This window comes from Streptomyces sp. NPDC101237, from assembly GCF_044767465.1.
Taxonomy (GTDB): domain Bacteria; phylum Actinomycetota; class Actinomycetes; order Streptomycetales; family Streptomycetaceae; genus Streptomyces; species Streptomyces gramineus.
Genome location: NZ_JBIWNY010000013.1, coordinates 50,264 through 68,785 on the forward strand (window position 1 = coordinate 50,264; position 18,522 = coordinate 68,785).

The 18,522-nt window shown below is 72.4% G+C and carries 17 protein-coding genes and 2 tRNA genes; 8 read left to right on the plus strand and 11 right to left on the minus strand.

Annotated elements, in window-relative coordinates; genetic code table 11:
* Positions 1–78: 78 nt before the first annotated feature.
* The 6 genes from ACIRQ9_RS20995 to ACIRQ9_RS21020 form a co-directional block, all read right to left on the minus strand.
* Entirely contained in the window at positions 79–1,503 is a 1,425-nt protein-coding gene (locus ACIRQ9_RS20995; RefSeq protein WP_404175770.1) for an HD-GYP domain-containing protein, read from the minus strand.
* Positions 1,404–2,723, minus strand: a complete 1,320-nt coding sequence (locus ACIRQ9_RS21000) for an HD-GYP domain-containing protein (RefSeq protein ID WP_404175276.1) — start codon at positions 2,721–2,723, stop codon at positions 1,404–1,406. The genes ACIRQ9_RS20995 and ACIRQ9_RS21000 overlap by 100 nt, the downstream gene beginning before the upstream one ends.
* 145 nt (positions 2,724–2,868) lie before the next feature.
* On the minus strand, positions 2,869–3,189 hold the full coding sequence (rsrA, locus tag ACIRQ9_RS21005; RefSeq protein WP_404175279.1) for a mycothiol system anti-sigma-R factor: 321 nt from the start codon (positions 3,187–3,189) through the stop codon (positions 2,869–2,871).
* Positions 3,186–3,869 (minus strand): RNA polymerase sigma factor SigR, encoded by a 684-nt coding sequence (gene sigR / locus ACIRQ9_RS21010; RefSeq protein WP_404175282.1) that lies wholly within the window; start codon positions 3,867–3,869, stop codon positions 3,186–3,188. The genes rsrA and sigR overlap by 4 nt, the downstream gene beginning before the upstream one ends.
* A 256-nt stretch (positions 3,870–4,125) precedes the next feature.
* Positions 4,126–4,758 carry an alpha/beta family hydrolase gene (locus ACIRQ9_RS21015; RefSeq protein WP_404175285.1) on the minus strand — a complete coding sequence of 211 codons (633 nt, stop codon included), beginning with the start codon at positions 4,756–4,758 and terminating at the stop codon, positions 4,126–4,128.
* 38 nt (positions 4,759–4,796) lie between these two features.
* Positions 4,797–5,612 (minus strand): SOS response-associated peptidase, encoded by an 816-nt coding sequence (locus ACIRQ9_RS21020; RefSeq protein WP_404175288.1) that lies wholly within the window; start codon positions 5,610–5,612, stop codon positions 4,797–4,799.
* Positions 5,613–5,815: 203 nt separating this feature from the next.
* Between ACIRQ9_RS21020 and ACIRQ9_RS21025 the strand changes: the two genes are divergently transcribed.
* From ACIRQ9_RS21025 to ACIRQ9_RS21040, 4 genes are all read left to right on the plus strand, one after another.
* Positions 5,816–6,529 (plus strand): M50 family metallopeptidase, encoded by a 714-nt coding sequence (locus ACIRQ9_RS21025; RefSeq protein WP_351321701.1) that lies wholly within the window; start codon positions 5,816–5,818, stop codon positions 6,527–6,529.
* A gap of 167 nt (positions 6,530–6,696) precedes the next feature.
* Complete coding sequence (gene aroA / locus ACIRQ9_RS21030; protein WP_404175290.1) at positions 6,697–8,049, plus strand: 3-phosphoshikimate 1-carboxyvinyltransferase; 1,353 nt, start codon at positions 6,697–6,699, stop codon at positions 8,047–8,049.
* An 11-nt stretch (positions 8,050–8,060) separates the two neighbouring features.
* Positions 8,061–9,071: a ribosome small subunit-dependent GTPase A gene (gene rsgA, locus ACIRQ9_RS21035; protein WP_404175293.1), complete on the plus strand. Its 1,011-nt coding sequence runs from the start codon at positions 8,061–8,063 to the stop codon at positions 9,069–9,071.
* 76 nt (positions 9,072–9,147) lie between these two features.
* The gene (locus ACIRQ9_RS21040; protein WP_351321695.1) at positions 9,148–9,471 is read left to right on the plus strand and encodes a multidrug efflux SMR transporter; all 324 of its coding nucleotides are present in this window, start codon (positions 9,148–9,150) and stop codon (positions 9,469–9,471) included.
* Positions 9,472–9,535: 64 nt separating this feature from the next.
* On the opposite strand, the gene ACIRQ9_RS21045 is transcribed toward ACIRQ9_RS21040, so the two are convergent.
* Positions 9,536–10,138, minus strand: a complete 603-nt coding sequence (locus ACIRQ9_RS21045; protein ID WP_404175773.1) for a TetR/AcrR family transcriptional regulator — start codon at positions 10,136–10,138, stop codon at positions 9,536–9,538.
* Positions 10,139–10,402: 264 nt separating this feature from the next.
* Here ACIRQ9_RS21045 and hisN point away from each other — a divergent pair, with 264 nt between their 5' ends.
* From hisN to ACIRQ9_RS21060, 3 genes are all read left to right on the plus strand, one after another.
* Positions 10,403–11,203, plus strand: a complete 801-nt coding sequence (hisN, locus tag ACIRQ9_RS21050) for a histidinol-phosphatase (protein ID WP_404175296.1) — start codon at positions 10,403–10,405, stop codon at positions 11,201–11,203.
* Positions 11,204–11,386: 183 nt separating this feature from the next.
* The gene (locus tag ACIRQ9_RS21055; protein WP_404175299.1) at positions 11,387–11,779 is read left to right on the plus strand and encodes a cyclic nucleotide-binding/CBS domain-containing protein; all 393 of its coding nucleotides are present in this window, start codon (positions 11,387–11,389) and stop codon (positions 11,777–11,779) included.
* A 118-nt stretch (positions 11,780–11,897) separates the two neighbouring features.
* Complete coding sequence (locus ACIRQ9_RS21060) at positions 11,898–12,317, plus strand: Fur family transcriptional regulator (RefSeq protein WP_404175302.1); 420 nt, start codon at positions 11,898–11,900, stop codon at positions 12,315–12,317.
* Positions 12,318–12,471: 154 nt separating this feature from the next.
* Here the strand turns inward: ACIRQ9_RS21060 and ACIRQ9_RS21065 are convergent.
* From ACIRQ9_RS21065 to ACIRQ9_RS21080, 4 genes are all read right to left on the minus strand, one after another.
* Positions 12,472–12,545, minus strand: a tRNA-Met gene (locus ACIRQ9_RS21065).
* Positions 12,546–12,629: 84 nt separating this feature from the next.
* Positions 12,630–14,456, minus strand: a complete 1,827-nt coding sequence (locus tag ACIRQ9_RS21070; protein WP_404175305.1) for a sel1 repeat family protein — start codon at positions 14,454–14,456, stop codon at positions 12,630–12,632.
* Between the two features lie 261 nt (positions 14,457–14,717).
* Positions 14,718–14,791, minus strand: a tRNA-Met gene (locus tag ACIRQ9_RS21075).
* Between the two features lie 41 nt (positions 14,792–14,832).
* Positions 14,833–17,793, minus strand: a complete 2,961-nt coding sequence (locus tag ACIRQ9_RS21080) for a UPF0182 family protein (RefSeq protein WP_404175776.1) — start codon at positions 17,791–17,793, stop codon at positions 14,833–14,835.
* Positions 17,794–17,967: 174 nt separating this feature from the next.
* Here ACIRQ9_RS21080 and ACIRQ9_RS21085 point away from each other — a divergent pair, with 174 nt between their 5' ends.
* Positions 17,968–18,510: a PPA1309 family protein gene (locus tag ACIRQ9_RS21085; protein WP_404175308.1), complete on the plus strand. Its 543-nt coding sequence runs from the start codon at positions 17,968–17,970 to the stop codon at positions 18,508–18,510.
* Positions 18,511–18,522: the final 12 nt, after the last annotated feature.

Sequence of the window (18,522 nt, forward strand, 5' to 3'; positions counted from 1 at the left end):
CTGGCTTGTGCCCCCGGACATCACCCTCTCCCTCGCATCCAACCACGGACGGGTGGAGGGCCGCTCATTACCCATGGGTTACCCAGCCGCGCGCAGGGTCAGACAGTCTCTGGAGAGCACGCGCGCCAGGGACTCCACGACCTCGGGAGCGTAGTCCCCCGCGGTGGCCAGCCGTAACTCCTCGAGCGCCGTCAACGGTCCGCCGGGCCCGGAGTCCCGGGCCTTCTCCTCGTACGCGTTGACGACCCGGACGATCCGCGCGGCGAGCGGCTGCTCCCGGTAGGGGTCGGCCTGCCGCTCCACGACCACGGCGACCGCCCCGGCCACCCCGGTCTGCCGTACGACGGCTCCGCCGAGCAGGGCGATCCGGCGCTGCTCGGCCGGCGGCAGGACGGCCGTGGCCCCGGCCGGCACCGGGTCGACCAGGCTCAGCTGGCCGATGTCGTGCATCAGCGCCGCGTACTCCAGCACGGTGAGCTCGGCGCCGGACAGTCCCAGGTCACGCCCGACGGCCTGGCTGAGCACGGCCACCCGCCGGGCATGACCGGCCGGGGTGTACCCCGCGATCTCGGTGGCCCGGGCCAGGGAGGCGATGGTCTGCCGGTAGGTGGCCCGCACGGCGGCGTACCGGCGCAGCGCGAGCTGGGTGAGCAGGAGGGGCAGGCAGAAGACGGGCAGTGCCCACAGCCCGACGACGGCCACGGCCAGTGCCATGACCGCGCCGGTGGCGCAGACGGCGGACCCGATGCCGAGCAGTCCGCGCAGTTCGTCGCGGAGCAGCGGCCCGAACGGCCAGCCGGTCCGCGAGCGCGCCTGGGCGGCGGCGAGCACGGCGTCGCACAGCGCGGTGAGCACCAGCAGCGCGATCAGCAGCAGCGCGTACGCCGGCCCGCTCCAGTGCTTCAACACGCCCCTGCTGTAGAGGGGTTGGAAGCAGACGGCGGCGAAGCCGACGGTGAGCGCGCGGCGGGCGAGACGGTCGAGCGTGGGCCGGCGGCCGTCGGCGATGTGGGACACGCTGCCGAGCAGCGAGGCCGCGCAGACGACGGTGACGACCTGGAAGGCCCCGTCGTGCGTGGCGGCCCCGCCGTCGGCGCCCAGCAGCGCGTAGGCGAGTCCCGCGGCGGCGGCGAGCGGGGCGTCCTCCCGGACCTCGGCGCCGGTGCGCCGGCTCAGCTCGCCGACGGCGACGAGCCCTCCGAAGGCGAGCGCGATCCGCCGGTCTGCCAGTCCCTCCCAGAGGGTGCCGGCGAGACAGCCGAGGGCGAGGAGGAGCGCGGCGGTCCGGATGCCGGCGAGGACGGCGGGCACGGTGGGAATCCGCCCCGGCTCCCGGAGGTCCGGGAACGCTCCGGCGGGGCCGGCGGCGGTCCGCGCCGGGGCGAGCGAGGAGTCGGGGGAGGTCATGGGGTGCTCCGGCCGGCCGTCTGGGCCGCGCCGTGCGGACGGCGCACGGCGGACGGGCCGGCCGCGGGACCGTCGGCGGTCACCGCGGGGTGCCAGCCCTGCCTGGCCAGCGCGCGGTCCAGCGCGTCGACGGCGTCGGTGTCGAACTGGCGGCCCGCGCAGCGCCGTAGCTCCCGCACCGCCGCCGCGACCGGCCGGGCGCGGCTGTAGGAGCGGGTCGAGGTCATGGCGTCGAACGCGTCGGCGACGGCCACCACGCGCGCGGACTGAGGGATCTGACTGCCGGCCAGGCCGTAGGGGTAGCCGCTGCCGTCGATGCGCTCGTGGTGGTGGAGGATCGCCGCCCGGGCCTCGCCGAGGAAGGAGATCCCGCGCACCATCTCGTGGCCGTACTCGGGGTGGAGCTGGATGATCCGCCGTTCCTCGGGGGTGAGCGGTCCGTCCTTGCGCAGCAGCCGGGTCGGGACGCCGAGCTTCCCCACGTCGTGCAGGATCCCGGCGAAGCGGAGCACCTCCACCCGCTCGTCGTCCAGGCCCAGCTCGCGCGCGATCATCACGGAGGCCTGCCCGACCCGTTCGCTGTGCCCGCGGGTGTAGCCGTCCTTGATGTCGACGGCCTGCACGAGCGCGCGAATGGTGGCCTGGTGCGCGGCGCGTTCGCGGTGGTACTGGGCGAAGGCCCACCAGGAGACGCACATCGGCAGCAGCACGAGCAGCGCGGCGACGGGACCGAAGGGGCTGCGCCACAGCACGGCCATCATCAGGCCGGCCAGCCCGTGCACCCCGATCGGCGCGAGGGAGCGGGAGAGCAGCCCCCGCCAGGCCCGTCGTGCCGGTACGCGCTCGGCCAGGGCGAGGATCCCGCCGTCCAGCAGGGCGAGCACCCCGCAGAACGCCAGCACCGCCGCCGCGCACGGCAGCAGCGCGTAGGGGAAGTCGCAGCCCACCACGGAGTCCCGGCCGCCCAGGGCCGAGTGGACCTGCCCCGCGCTCCACACGGCGAGCGCCGGTTCGGCGGCCCGCCAGATCCGCCGGAGCGTGCGCGGGCGCTGCTCGACGTGCGAGAGGAGCGCGCCCGGCAGGGCCACCAGCGCGGCGGCGGAGGGCGGCAGCAGGAAGGCGCCGGCGAGCAGCACCGGGTAGAAGGTGCCGTCGAACCGCCGTCGTACGACGTGCTCGCAGGACGCGTACAGCGCGGCCAGCAGGGCCACCGCCCACCACGTCGTGCGCGGGCCGGGCAGGGGCAGCAGGCAGCACACGGCGCCGAGGGCGGCGCAGGTCACGTACGCGCGCGCCCGTGCCGGAACCGCCTCCATCGCGCCCTCCCCCGACCATGCCTGTCCAGGCTCCGGAGCCTAGGGGGCAGCCGGAGTCTCCGGGGGTGATGAGCGGAGGATTAGCACATTCGGGTGACGGACCACCGGGGGCGGCACCGTCCGGCGCGGCGCGCTCGGTGCGCGCTCAGCGCTCCTGCGGGGCGGCCTGAGCGGGCTCGGTGGCCGTGACGTCGTGCTCGGGGACGGCCTGGCCCGAGCGGATCAGGTCCAGCCGCCCGAGCACCTTGGCCCGCAGGTCGGTGGGCACGTCGTCATGCCCGCAGCACCGCTTGACCAGCTTCTTCACGGCCTCCTCCAGCCCGTACTTCTCCAGGCAGGGGGAGCACTCCTCGAAGTGCTGCTTGAACTTGACTCGATCGACGTCCGGCACCTCGCTGTCGAGGAACTCGTACAGGTGATCGAGTACCTCACTGCAGTCCGTCTCGTGCGGCTCTCCGCAGCTCATGAGCCCGAGCCTTTCGCTTCGTTCGACTCTCCGGCGCCGGCCGGGACGAGTCCGCGCTCACGCGCGTAGTCCTCCAGCATGCCGCGCAGTTGACGGCGGCCCCGGTGCAGCCGGGACATCACCGTACCGATGGGTGTCCCCATGATGTCCGCGATCTCCTTGTACGCAAAGCCCTCTACGTCGGCGAGGTAGACGGCGATGCGGAATTCCTCGGGGATCGCCTGCAGCGCTTCCTTCACGTCCGAGTCGGGCAGGTGGTCGAGCGCCTGCGACTCCGCGGAGCGCAGACCGGTCGACATGTGCGACTCGGCACGCGCGAGCTGCCAGTCCTCGATCTCCTCGGCCGCGGAGCGCTGGGGTTCGCGCTGCTTCTTGCGGTACGAGTTGATGAAGGTGTTGGTGAGAATGCGGTACAGCCAGGCCTTGAGGTTGGTGCCCTCACGGAACTGGTGGAAGGACGCGTACGCCTTGGCGTAGGTCTCCTGCACCAGGTCCTCGGCGTCGGCCGGGTTGCGTGTCATGCGCAGCGCGGCCGAGTACATCTGGTCGAGGAACTCCAGCGCGTCCCGCTCGAAGCGCGCGGTGCGCTCCGAGGTCGACTCCGCGCCCGTGCCCTGGCCCTCGGGCAGCTCCGCCTGGCCGTCGTCGGTCCCTGCGTCGGTACCGGTGACCGGACCCACCTCCTCAAGATCCAGGGCGGGACCGAAACCGATCCCACTCGACTCGGAGGATAGAACACGACCCGTGCCTGCCGCCGCTCGAATGGGAGCGGTCTTGGCCGCGTGCAGCACTGTCCAGTCCAGGTCAGCGCTGCTGCTGCGGCTCGGGCATACGGTCGAACCCATGCGGCGGACTTCCTCTCCTTCGGCGTCGGCGCTGGTGCCCCAGCACTTCTGTCCGCCTCAACAGTGGTCCGCCGCGCAACATTCCCGGGCGTCACCCGAGTGACGCGGTCCATGCGACGACCGCGTCCGTGATGATGGTCACTGCCCGTTCCGGCGTGATGTCCGCCCTTTTGGGGACGGCGAACCCGTGATCGGCGTCCGGCACCTCGACGAGGGTGTGTCCGCCGTCCGGGAACTCGGCCGGCTTCCCGAACGGGTCGTTCCCGCCCTGCACGACGAGCGTGGGCACCCCGGCGCCCAGCAGTTCCTCCGCCCGGGACTTCTCGGGCCTGCCGGGCGGGTGCAGCGGGAAGCTCAGCGCGAGGACCGCCACGGCCCCCAGCTCCCGCGCGGTACGGCAGGCGACCCGGGCGCCGGCGCTGCGCCCGCCGGACACCACCGGCAGGCCCGGTGCGGCGAGCGCGGGCCACACGCCCCGCCAGCCCGTGTCGAGCGTCCTGGGCGCCGGGGCGACCTTCCGGCCGGCCACCCGCCAGGGCTGCTCGACGAGGGCCACGCTCACGCCGTGGCCGGGCAGGACCGCGGCGAGCGCCCGGAGGTCCCGCGCCTCGACTCCCCCGCCCGCCCCGTGGCCCAGCGCGAGCACCAGCCTGGCCCGCCGCGCCTCGTGCCAGGTGACGCGGGCGTCCCCCGCCTCCGTACCGACGATCTTCGAATTGGTCACGGGAGAAGGCTAGAAGCCGCGCGGCCGGAAGCCGGCGGCTAGAAGAGCGTACTCTCCTCCGGTGCGGCCAGTTCCGTCAGCAGCTCCGGGCCGTTGTTGCGGACGTTGCTGACGGCCGTGGAGACCGGGTAGGCGCGCATCAGGCCCTCCGGCGGCGGGGCGAGCAGCGAGCGCAGGTCCTCGACGTCCGTGCGGGCCGGGTCGAGCCAGGCGTCGAAGCGGTCCGGGGTCAGCATCAGCGGCATCCGGGGGTGGATCTCGGACAGCGAGCGCGGGCCCTCGGCGGGCGCCACCGCCAGGGGCGAGGTCTCCGCCTCGGTGGTGATCACCGAGCAGGTCGCCCACCAGGCCAGCGGGTGCTCGTCGGGCAGCGTCCGGTCGCGCCAGAACTCGTACAGTCCGGCCATGGCGAACACCGAGCCGTCGGCGGGGAGCACGAAGTACGGCTGCTTGCGCGCCCGCTTCTTCTTTCCCTCCACCTCCAGGTCCCGCTCGTCCTTGGCGGTGACCCACTCGTAGTAGCCGTCGGCGGGCAGGATGCAGCGGCGGGCGGCGAAGGCGCGGCGGTACGACGGCTTCTCGTGCACGGTCTCGGCGCGCGCGTTGATCATCCGGGCGCCGCCCTCGGGCGACTTGGCCCAGGACGGCACCAACCCCCACTTGAGCCTGCGCAGCTGACGGACCGGCCGCTTGTCGTCAGCGTCCCTGAGCGGCCGGTCCAGGACGGCGTAGACCTCCTTGGTGGGGGCCACGTTGTAGTCGGGCTCCAGAGTCTCCTCGGGCTCCCACTTCTCGACCTCGAAGATTCCGGCCAGGTCCTCGGGCCCACGACTCGACGCGTACCGTCCGCACATCTTCACAACCCTACATTTCACTCCCGGGACTGAAGCCCGGACGGCGGAACAGGACTGAGGACGGGACGGCGGGACACGCGGCGGACCGCCGTGCCTGACCGGTGCCGGGGCGGCGGCCCGTTCCCGTCCCGCGGCGTCCCGCCCGCACATGCATACGTGCCACACTGCCGACTCCGTACGACGAGAGGGAACGACCGCAGACCATGGACACCAGCACAGCGACCTCTCTGTGGGACGAGCTGACCGGCTCCCAGCCCGACCCGGACCTGTGGGTGGTGGTCGCCACGCTCGCCGCCGCGGCCGCCGTGGTGGTCCCGCACTCCGTGTGGCGGATAGCCCGCAACACGATCACGATCGCCCACGAGGGCGGCCACGGTCTGGTCGCCCTGCTCACCGGCCGTCGGCTGACCGGCATCCGGCTGCACTCCGACACCAGCGGCCTCACCGTCAGCCGGGGCAAGCCGCACGGCCTGGGCATGATCCTCACCGCGGCGGCCGGCTACACCGCGCCGCCGCTCCTGGGCCTGGGCGGCGCGGCCCTGCTCGGCGCCGGCCGCATCACCCTGCTGCTCTGGGTCGCCACGGCGCTGCTCATCGCCATGCTGGTGATGATCCGCAACGCGTACGGCGTCCTGACGGTGTTCCTGACGGGCGGCCTGTTCCTGCTGGTGTCCTGGCTGGCGGGACCGCAGGTGCAGGCGGCCTTCGCCTACGCGGTCGTCTGGTTCCTGCTGCTCGGCGGCGTCCGGCCGGCCTTCGAGCTCCAGGCGAAGCGCTCCCGCGGCGGTGCCGGCGACTCGGACGCCGACCAGCTGGCGCGGCTGACCCATCTCCCGGCGGGCGTATGGCTGTTCCTGTTCCACACGGTCTCGCTGTGCTCGCTGATCGGCGGCGGCCGCTGGCTGCTCGGCGTGTGAGCGAAGCGGCGCGGCGCACACCGGCACGGCCGGCCGGACCGGCCGCGGGGCGGCGCCGGCCCGCGGCCGGGTCCGCGCGGACCCGGCGAACCCTCCACCGCCCCCGCCCGCACGACGGCCCGTCCCGCGGAGCGACCGGCGCCCCGGCCGCGCACTAAAGTGACCCCATGGCCGCAAACCCCACCGCACCTACCGCCCTCTGGCCCGCCCCGCACGCGCGCGGAGCCGTCGACGCGACGGTTCACGTGCCCGGGTCCAAGTCGGTCACCAACCGCGCCCTGGTCCTCGCCGCCCTCGCCTCCGAGCCCGGCTGGCTGCGCCGCCCGCTCCGCTCCCGCGACACCCTGCTGATGGCCGGCGCCCTGCGCGCGATGGGCGTCGGCATCGAGGAGACGGTGTCCTCCAGCTCCTCCGGCGCGGGCACGGCCGAGGGCTGCGGCGAGGCCTGGCGGGTGATCCCCGCGGGGCTCCGCGGCCCCGCCACCGTCGACGTCGGCAACGCGGGCACGGTGATGCGTTTCCTCCCGCCCGTCGCCACCCTCGCGGCCGGCGACATCCGCTTCGACGGCGACCCCCGTTCCCACGAGCGGCCCCTGCACGGCGTGATCGACGCCCTGCGCGCCCTCGGCGCCCGGATCGACGACGACGGCCGGGGCGCGCTCCCGCTGACGGTGCACGGCAGCGGCGCTCTGGAGGGCGGTCCGGTGTCGATCGACGCCTCGTCCTCCTCCCAGTTCGTGTCGGCCCTGCTGCTCTCCGGCCCGCGGTTCAACCAGGGCGTGGAGGTGCGCCACGTCGGTGCGTCGCTCCCGTCCCTGCCGCACATCCGGATGACCGTCGACATGCTGCGCGCGGTCGGCGCCCAGGTGGACACCCCGGAGGCGGGCGGCGAGCCGAACGTCTGGCGGGTCACCCCGGGCGCCCTGCTCGGGCGGGACCTGACCGTAGAGCCGGACCTCTCCAACGCCCAGCCGTTCCTGGCCGCCGCGCTGGTGACGGGCGGCAGGGTGCTGATCCCGGACTGGCCGTCGCGGACCACCCAGCCGGGTGACCGGCTGCGCGAGATCTTCACCGAGATGGGCGGTTCCTGCGAACTGACCGACTACGGGCTGGAGTTCAGCGGTTCCGGCCACATCCACGGCATCGACGTCGACCTCGGTGACGTCGGTGAACTGACCCCGGGCATCGCGGCGGTCGCCGCGCTCGCCGACTCCCCGTCGACCCTGCGGGGCGTGTCCCACCTCCGCCTGCACGAGACGGACCGGCTGGCCGCGCTCACCAAGGAGATCAACGAACTGGGCGGCGACGTCACCGAGACCGCCGACGGCCTGCACATCCGCCCGCGCGCCCTGCACGGCGGGGTCTTCCACACCTACGAGGACCACCGCATGGCCACCGCCGGTGCGATCATCGGCCTGGTTGTGGAGGACGTGCGGATCGAGAACGTGGCGACCACGGCGAAGACCCTGCCGGACTTCCCCGACCTGTGGACCGGGATGCTCGGGAGCGACGGGGCCTAGGGGCGTACGACATGCGCCGCTACGGCAAGCACACCGACGAGGACGACATCCGCCAGCGTCCCAACCGCAAGGGCACCCGGCCGCGGACCCACATCCGCCCGGCCCACGAGGACGCGGCGGAGGGCATGGTCCTCACCGTCGACCGGGGCCGGCTGACCTGCCTGGTCGAGGGCCGGACGATCCTGGCGATGAAGGCGCGCGAGCTGGGCCGCAAGGCCGCGGTGGTGGGTGACCGGGTGGCCCTGGTCGGTGACCTGTCCGGCACGAAGGACACCCTGGCCAGGATCGTGCGCATCGAGAGCAGGACGTCCGTGCTGCGCCGGACCGCCGACGACGACGATCCGTTCGAGCGGGTGGTCGTCGCCAACGCCGACCAGCTGGCGATCGTCACGGCCCTGGCCGACCCGGAGCCGCGCCCGCGTCTCATCGACCGCTGCCTGGTGGCGGCCTTCGACGGCGGTCTCACCCCGCTCCTGGTGATGACCAAGTCGGACCTGGCCCCGCCGGACAAGCTCCTCGAACTCTACGGCGACCTGCAGATCCCCTACGTGGTCACGAGCCGCGAGGAACTGGAGACGGGGGACGCGGCCCGTGTGGTCCAGGAACACCTGGACGGCAAGATCACGGCGTTCGTCGGCCACTCCGGCGTCGGCAAGACGACCCTCGTCAACGCCCTCGTCCCCGAGGACCTGCGGCGGACGACGGGTCATGTGAACGCGGTGACCGGCCGCGGCCGCCACACCACGACCTCCGCCCTGGCCCTGCCGCTCACCGGCGACGACGGCTGGGTCGTCGACACCCCGGGCGTCCGCTCCTTCGGGCTCGCGCACATCGACCCGTCCCGCGTGATCCACGCCTTCCCGGACCTGGAGCCCGGCACCGAGAACTGCCCCCGCGCGTGCAGCCACGACGAACCGGACTGCGCGCTGGACGCATGGGTCGCCGAGGGCCACGCCGACCCGGCCCGCCTCTACTCGCTGCGCCGGCTCCTGTCGACCCGCGAGCGCACGGAAGGCGACTGACCACCGCGTTGTTTGTGCTGACCCGAGTTCGGTAAGTGCATAATCGCACCGAGCTGGTCTTACGGGAGGACGGCACATGGCGTGGCTGCTGGTGATCGTGGCCGGAATTCTGGAGACCGGCTTCGCCGTCTGCCTCAAGCTCTCCCACGGCTTCACGCGCCTGTGGCCGACGATCGCGTTCGCGTCCTTCGCCCTGGGCAGCTTCGGCCTGCTGACCCTGTCCCTGAAGAAGCTGGACGTGGGTCCGGCGTACGCGGTGTGGACCGGCATCGGAGCGGCCGGCACGGCGATCTACGGCATGATCTTCCTGGGCGACCTGGTGTCCACCCTGAAGATCATCTCCATCAGCCTGGTGATCGCGGGCGTGATCGGGCTCCAGCTGTCGGGCTCCGCCCACTGACACGCGCCCGCAGAGGGCGCCCCCGCGGTTCGGCGGGGGTGCGGCGAGGGCGAGAGGCGTGACCTCACACCGGCTGACGCGACAGCACCCCCCGCACCAGCTCCGCCACCCCGCCCTCCCCCGGCGGCGCGGCCACGCACGACAGCGCAAGCCGGACCACCAGCTCGCAGGACCGCGCCAGCTCGCCGTTGCCCCGCACCGCGCCGCCTCCCGCCAGCACGACCACCGCGCGGTCCCGCACGATCTGCACGAAGTCCCCCGGTGAGGGCAGCGGGCCGTCCGCCCGCCGCTGCGCCGGGACCGCCGAGGACGACGGCACCGCCGTCAGCGCGGGCGTCGGCAGCCGCTCGCTCCAGCACCCGGTGAGCATCGCCCGTACCAGCACGTTCTCCCGTGCCGCCGCGGCCGTCCACTCGGCCGCCGCCGTCAGCCGTTCACGGGCCTCGGCGTGGCTGGCCAGCGCCCGCTCCACCCCCGCGAGATACCCGTCGGCCTCCCTGCGCACCAGCGCCCTGGCCAGGCCTTCCTTGCTGCCGAACTCGTTGTACAGCGTCTGCCGCGACACCCCGGCGGCCGCGGCCACGTCGACCATCCGCACGGCGGCCCACGGGCGGTGGGCGAGCGCCGTGTAGGCGGCGTCCAGCAGGGATTCCCGGGCTGCAGGCATCATCGCCTCCTGGGGCGGACGGCTCTGCGCCCAGATTTGACGCGCACGAACCCACTGTCAAGGGTTCGCGAAGGTGCCGGGGGGCGCCCTTCGGCCCACACGCGCGGGCGTCCTCGAACCGGCACGCGCGCGTCCCCGGCACCCCGCTCCCCGCCCGGCCACCCGCCGTGTCCCCGGCCGGTCACCCGTCTCCCCGCGACATCCCCCGTATCCGCCCCGTCCCCGTGTAGCCCCGCCCCCGCCCCGGCAGATAGCGTTCGTCACATGCCGGACTACCACGATGACCTGCGGCTCGCCCACGTGCTCGCGGACGCGGCCGACGCCGCCACCATGGACCGCTTCAAGGCCCTCGACCTCAAGGTGGAGACCAAGCCGGACATGACGCCGGTGAGCGAGGCGGACAAGGCGGCCGAGGAGCTGATCCGCGGTCAGTTGCAGCGGGCCCGCCCACGGGACGCGGTCCTGGGCGAGGAGTACGGCATCGAGGGCACCGGCCCGCGCCGCTGGGTGATCGACCCGATCGACGGCACCAAGAACTACGTCCGCGGAGTGCCCGTCTGGGCGACCCTGATCTCCCTGATGGAGGCGGCCGAGGGCGGCTACCGGCCGGTCGTCGGCGTGGTCTCCGCGCCCGCGCTGGGCCGCCGCTGGTGGGCGGCGCTGGGGCACGGCGCCTTCACCGGCCGCAGCCTCACCTCCGCCACCCGCCTGCACGTCTCCAAGGTCTCGAAGCTGTCCGACGCCTCGTTCGCGTACTCCTCGCTGGGCGGCTGGGAGGAGCGCGGCTCGCTGAACGGCTTCCTCGACCTGACCCGGGACGTGTGGCGCACGCGCGCGTACGGCGACTTCTGGCCGTACATGATGGTCGCCGAGGGATCGGTGGACCTCTGCGCCGAGCCGGAGCTGTCCCTGTGGGACATGGCGGCCACCGCGATCGTCGTCACGGAGGCCGGCGGCACCTTCACCGGTCTGGACGGACGCCCCGGCCCGCACAGCGGCAACGCGGCCGCGTCCAACGGCCTGCTCCACGACGAGCTGCTGTCGTACCTCACCCAGCGTTACTGAAACGGTCTTCTGGGGCAGAACGGGGCAGACGCGCTGGCACATATGAGCGCGTGCGCCCTCAATTGGCTACCCGCACCCCCTTGTTGACTCCCGCTTTACCTGCCACCCTGTGAGAACCCCCACTTTGTGAAGTTGTGAATCGCTGAACTGTCTCCGCGGTTCTCCCAGGAGGTGGCACCTTCCATGCTCGTCCGTGACGCCATGAGTACGGTGGTCCTCACCGTCGGCCCGGCCCACACGCTCCGCCAGGCGGCCGTCCTGATGTCCGCGCGCCGCGTGGGCGCGGCGATCGTCCACGACCCGGACGCCGGCGGCATCGGCATCCTCACCGAACGCGACATCCTGAACTCCGTCGGCCTGGGCCAGAACCCGGACACGGAACCGATCCACGCCCACACCACCAACGACGTCGTGTTCGCCGCCCCGACCTGGACCCTGGAGGAGGCGGCGCGGGCGATGGCCCACGGCGGCTTCCGCCACCTGATCGTCCTGGACGGCGGCGAACCGGCCGGCATCGTCTCGGTCCGCGACATCATCCGCTGCTGGGTCGGGGCCCGTGCGCCGCAACCCGCCTGACACCCCTGCCGCCGCCCGTCCACCAGCCACGCCCGATGCTGGACTCTGTCCAAATCAAGTCCCGCTCTAAAGTCACACCCATTCGGGAAATGGTCGGCCTGCTGTTAGGCTGGATGCCATGAGTGACCTTCTGGATCGGCTGCGTGGACGCGGATGGCGGATGACCGCGCAGCGACGCGTCGTGGCCGAGGTCCTCGACGGCGAACACGTCCACCTGACGGCCGACGAGGTCCATGCCAGGGCCGTCGTCAAGCTGCCGGAGATCTCCCGGGCGACCGTCTACAACACGCTGGGCGAGCTGGTCTCGCTGGGCGAGGTCCTCGAGGTCTCGACGGACAAGCGCGCCAAGCGGTACGACCCGAACGCGCACCAGCCGCACCATCACCTGGTCTGCGCCCGCTGCGGCTCGATCCGGGACGTCCACCCGACCGGCAACCCGCTGGCCGACCTTCCCGCCTCGGAGCGCTTCGGCTTCACGGTCTCCGACGTCGAGGTGACGTACCGCGGCCTGTGCCCGGACTGCGCGGCGGCCGCCTGAGAAACGTTCCCGAAGGCCCCGGCACCCTCACGGTGCCGGGGCCTTCATGTCGCCTCTCACGGCCCTTCCCGTGACCGGGGAACGCCGTGCACCCCTGACCGGGGAAACACCGAGGGCCGGAATCCGTTTCCGGATTCCGGCCCTCGGCCTTCAGTAGCGGGGACAGGATTTGAACCTGCGACCTCTGGGTTATGAGCCCAGCGAGCTACCGAGCTGCTCCACCCCGCGTCGATGAACAGAACACTACGTGAGGGACGCGAGCAGAAGCAAATCCATTACCGGCAACCCGCCTGACCTGCGAAAGGACGCCGGTCAGGCGGACAGCTCCTCGCGCAGCGCGTCCCGCAGCCGCCCGGCCCGCTCACTGACCTCGGCCGGTCCCAGCGCCACCGCCCGGTCCGCCCACCGCTGCCCCTCGGCCAGCTCGCCACGACGCGCGTAGACCAGGGCCAGCCGCAACGCCGCCCGCCCGTGCCCCGCGTCGGCGGCGCGCTGCCACCACACGGCGGCCTCGGGCTCGCTCCCCTCGCGGGCCAGCAGCAGCCCGAGGTTGAACGCGCCGTTGCGCGACCCGGCCTCGGCCGCCGTGCGGTACCAGCGCGCCGCCTCCACGACGTCCCCGCGGCCGGCGGCCAGCATCCCGACCCGCACCTGGGCGCGCCGGTGCCCCTGCGAGGCGGCCCGCTCGTACCACTCCTCGCACTCGGTCTTGGTGTGCACCGACGGCTCGCCCAGCTCGTGCTCGGAGACCTTCGGCCGCCGCGCGTCGAGCACGGCCGCGAGCCGGTACGCGCCCTCGGCGCTGCCGCCGCCCGCCGCGCACCTCAGGTGCCGTTCGGCGGCCGCCTCGTCGCCCTCGCGCAGCCGGGCGATGCCGACCTGGAGCGCGGCCTCCGCGTGCCCGGCGGCGGCCGCCTGCTCGTAGCAGCGCAGCGCGACGCGGTCCTCGCCCCGTCCCGCGTACAGGATCCCGAGGTTGAACGCGGCGTCCACGCTGCCGGCCTCGGCCGCCTTGGAGAACCACGGCTCGGCACCGGCGGTGTCGCCGACCTGGAGCAGCAGGACGGCGAGCGCGTTGGCCGCCTCCCGGTGTCCCGCGTAGGCGGCCCGGCGGTACCACTGCTCGGCCTGCGCGGTCCGCCCCTGCTCGGCGCAGAGCAGGGCGAGGTTGTACGCGCCGTTGTCGTCGCCCGCGTCCATCGCCGCCCGGTACCAGCGCTCGGCGGTCTGCGTCTCGCCGCGCTCGGCGTGCAGCGCGCCCAGGGCGTTGGCGGCGTTGCCGTCGCCGTCCTGCGCGGCGCGCAGCCACCACACGGCGGCGCTCTCGGTGTCCCCGGCGTCGCGCAGCAGGAAACCGAGCGCGCAGGCGGCACGGGCCTCGCCGTCCTTGGCGGAGGTCAGGTACCAGCGTCCGGCCTCCTTCAGCTCGCCGCGCCGCTCCAGGATCGCCCCGAGGTGCAGCGCGGCCCGCCGGTGGCCGCGAGCGGCGGCCTGCCGGTACCACTGCTCGGCCTCCGCGGCCCCGGTGGCGCTCTCCGCGACGGTGGCGGCGTCGGCCCCGCCCTCCCCCTCGCCCGCGCCGCGGTCCAGCGCCCGCGCCAGCCGGTAGGCGGCCTCGCGGTGCCCGCGCTCGGCGGCGGCCCGCATCCAGTGACCGGCGTGCGCGTCGCCGCGGTGCTCCAGCAGGTCGGCGAGCGCGTAGGCGCCGAGCGCGTGGCCCTGCTCGGCGGACTGGCGCAGCCAGTACTCGGCGGCGGGTTCGTCCCCGCGCTCGCGGTGGTGCCGGCCGAGCGCGTGGGCGGCCGGCGCGGAACCGGCCACGGCGGCGATCCGCCACCACCCGGCGGCCTCGTCGGGGTAGCCGCGCTGGTGCAGCAGGACACCCAGGTTGTTGGCGGCGGCCCGGTCGCCGGCGGCGGTGGCGGCACGCAACTGGGGCTCGGCCCCGTCGAGGTCGCCACGGCGCAGCAGCAGCGCACCGAGGACACTCATCGACTCCACGTCACCGGCCTCGGCGTGGAGCCGGTGACGTGCCTCCTCAGCGGCCTCAACGGCCTCGTCGCGGGTAGGCTCCTCGCCCGAAGGCTGCACAAATCGCCCTGTCTCGAACAGAGTTGCCTTGTCCCCCATAACGTCCATCGTCGCACCACCTGCAACCTGGGTACATCCGGTATAGCGCAACCCGTGAGGTCACTTCAGCGTTTTGTCGACTTGCCCACAGAACGACAAGTCAAACACATCCGGCCCAACTCCCCACCGCGGCTCGGCGGTCGCGCGCACCGGTACATGCGTTCGCCGCACGTCCGGACACCAGGAGCCGCCGGACCCGGGCGCGGCCACCCTCCGCGCCCGCACACCACGAAGGCCCGGATCCAAAAGGATCCGGGCCTTCGAGTTCAGTAGCGGGGACAGGATTTGAACCTGCGACCTCTGGGTTATGAGCCCAGCGAGCTACCGAGCTGCTCCACCCCGCGCCGTTGTGTTCAAACCGTACCACGGCGCGGGGCGGTCCTGATCATCCGCCCGGACCGGAGCCGCCGCTCGGGCTCGGGCTCGCGTCGGCGCCCGGGCTCGGACTGCCGCTCGGCGAGGCGCCGCCACCGGTCCCACCGGCCTTGGACTGCGCCTCCTCGGCGCGCCTGAGCGCGTCCTGGAGCTGGTCCTGGGCCTTGCCGTACGCCGTCCAGTCGCCCTTCTTCAGGGCCTCCTGGCCCGCCTCGAAGGCCTTCTGGGCGTCGTCGAGCGCCTGCCGGACCGTCGGGTTGCCGGACGCGGGCGGGGGGGTCGTCCCGGTGTCCGAGGACCCGGTGTCCGAGGACCCGGTGTCGGTGCCGCCCGACCCGAAGACCTTGTCGAGCGCCTCCCCGAGGGTGTTCTCGAAGACGGTCCTGCCCTCGTAGGTGACCAACACCTTGCGCAGCAGGGGGTACTTGACGCCGGCACCGCGGACGTAGACCGGCTCCGCGTAGAGCAGGCCCCCGTCCAGCGGCACGGTCAGCAGATTGCCGTACTCGACCTCGGAGTCGCCGCCCTTCAGGAGTTTGATGGCGGCCGCGATCTCCTGTTCGGAGTTGAACTTGCTCTGGACCTGTTTGGGCCCGTCGACCGTCGTACTGGTCGGCAGTTTCAGGATTCTGATCTTGCCGTAGTCCTGCGAACCGGCCTCGGAGTCCACCGACATGAACGCGCTGAGGTTGTCCCGGCCGTTGGGCGTGAACGTGGTCGAGAGCGAGAACGTCTGCGCGCTCTGGTCCGGCATCTTCATGCTCAGGTAGTACGGCGGCACCGCGTCGCCCGACTTGTTGGTCGGGTCGTCGGGCACCTGCCACACCTCGCTGCCGGTCAGGAACGTCTGGGCGTCCGTCACGTGGTAGCGGGTGAGCAGTTCGCGCTGCACCTTGAACAGGTCCTGCGGGTACCGGAGATGGTCCATCAGGTCCTGCGAGATGGCGTCCCTGGGCTGCACCGTGCCCGGGAAGGCCTTCATCCAGGTCTTCAGCACCGGGTCCTCGGTGTCCCACTGGTAGAGCTTGACCTGGCCGGAGTAGGCGTCGACGGTCGCCTTCACCGAGTTGCGGATGTAGTTGACCTGGTTCTGCTGGGCCACCACCGCGCGCGAGTTGTTGGTCGCGGTCAGCGAGTCGGCGGTGGTGTCGCCGAGGGTCGTACGCGAGGCGTAGGGATAGCCGTTGGACGTCGTGTAGGCGTCGACGATCCACTGGATGCGGCCGTCCACGATCGCCGGGTAGGCGTCGCCGTCGATGGTCAGCCAGGGGGCGACCGCCTCGACCCGCTCCTTGGGCGTGCGGTTGTACAGGATCCGCGAGCCCTCGCCGATCGCGCCCGAGTACAGGATCTGCGGCTCGTTGAACGCCACCGCGTACGCGGCCCGGTTGACCGGACTGGAGAGACTGACGCCGCTCCTGCCCGCGTAACTGGTGAGCTTCTCACCGTTGTCGTCGGAGTAGTCGATCTCTTTCTGGGGACCGCCGACGATGGAGTAGGTGTTGGTCTTCTCGCCGTAGTAGACGCGCTGCTCGTACGTGCCCAGGTCGCCCTTGGACGGCAGGTCGGACTCGGTGAAGACCGGCTGGCCCTGGTCGTCGGCCTCGGTGCCCTTGGCGGCGACCACGCCGTAGCCGTGCGTGTAGCGGAAGTGGTCGTTGATCCAGTTGTTCTTCGGGATGCCGGCCAGGTTCAGCTCACGCAGACCGATGACGGTGTCCTGGGCCTTGCCGTCCTTGCTGTAGCGGTCCACGTCCAGATTGGTCGGGAACGCGTAGTAGTTCCGCATCTGCTGGAGCTGCTGGAACGTCGGCGAGACGATGTTCGGGTCCATGATCCGGATGCTCGCCGTGCTGTCGACGTCGTCGCGGAGCCTGGACGTGTCCGTGGTCGTGCTCGTGCCCTTGTACTCGGTGACCTTGGTGTCGTCGATGCCGTACGCCTCGCGGGTCGCCTTGAGGTTCTTCTGGACGTACGGGGCTTCCTTGGTCTGCTCGTTGGGCTGGACCTGGAACTTCTGGACGATCGCCGGATACAGGCCGCCGATGAGGATCGCCGACAGGACCATGAGGCCGAAGCCGATGACGGGCAGCTGCCAGGTGCGCCGCCACAGGGTCGCGAAGAACAGCACCGCGCAGATGACGGCGATGCAGAACAGGATCGTCTTGGCCGGCAGGTACGCGTTGGCGTCGACGTACCTCAGGCCCGTCCAGTTGCCGGTGGCCTTGAAGTCGCTGGACTTCACCGCCAGTCCGTACCGGTCGAGCCAGTAGGCGACCGCCTTGAGCGCGACGAAGAGGCCGAGCAGCACCGAGAGGTGACCGGTCGCGGCACCGGTGGCGCGCGCGCCGGGGCTGGTGACGCGCAAGCCGCCGTACAGGTAGTGGGTGAGCGCGGCGGCGATCAGGGAGAGGATCGCGGTGGCGAAGCCGAAGCCCAGCAGGAACCGGTACCAGGGCAGGTCGAAGGCGTAGAAGGAGACGTCGAGGTGGAACTGCGGGTCCTTCTGGTGGAAGGGCACGCCGTTGACCCACATCAGCCAGGTACGCCACTGACCGGCCGCGGAGGCGCCGGCGATCAGTCCGACCAGCGCGGTGACCGCGAGCAGCAGCCACCGCTTGTACGGCGCGATGCCCATCCGGTAGCGGTCCAGGCTCTGCTGCTCCATCGACATGGCGCTCAGCGGCGGCCTGAGCCGGTGCGCGAGCCAGATGTTGAAGCCCACCGCGGCGGCCATCAGCAGCCCGAAGACGAAGAACAGGCCGATCTTCGTCCACAGGGTGGTGGTGAACACCGAGGAGTAGTGCACCGACCGGTACCAGAGCCAGTCCGTCCAGAAGCCCGCGAACATGGTGAACGCCATGCCGAGCACGGCAAGGACGCCCAGGGTCATGAGCAGGGTCCGGACGCGCCGGGACGGGCGGCCCGCTCTCATCCGCGGCCCCGTCGGGCCTCCGCCGCGGTCCGGCATCTGGAAAGCCAAGGTGCGCACCTCGAAGTTCGCTGTTTGTCCGCTGTTGTTGCGTCAGGCCCCCTTGTCCGCGGACCCGACGTGGCCCCCGTGATCGTGGGGGCACACCTATGCAACTTACTCACGACTTACTCGGTTCCCGATTCCGGCCATGAACGAGGCAGGATTGTGACCATGTCCAACACTCCCATGGCAGCGAACCCGCTCACCCGGGCCGTACTCGAGATCGACGAGTACGCCTCCGGCCTCGGCTGGGACCAGCCCGCTCGCCTCTTCGCCCTCGTCGACACCGCGCGGCTGCGCACCCAGGAACCGGCTCTGGCCGCTCAGCTCGGTCTGGAGGACGAGTCCGCGACCACCGGCCTGACCCCGATCGAGCAGGACGAGGTGCCGACGGACAAGGCGCTGGACGAGTTCCTGGGCACCATCGCCTGGCCGGACGCGGTGGTCGGCTGCGCCCTCACCGTGGAGCGGCTGATGCTGCCGCCGTCCGCCGAGAAGCAGGTCCCGGAGGGGCTGAGCGAGGCCAGTCTGGCCACGTGGGTGGCCCAGCACCCCGACCGCCAGGAGGTCCGGATGACGGTCGCCGTGCTGCGGGACGGCACCCGCGACGCGGCGGTCCGGCTGCGCGAGAAGGACACCCCGACGGAGGTCCTCACCGGACCCGACCTGGTGCCGGGTCTGGCGGAGGCGCTGAAGGCCACGTTCGCCGACTGAGCCGCCCTGCGC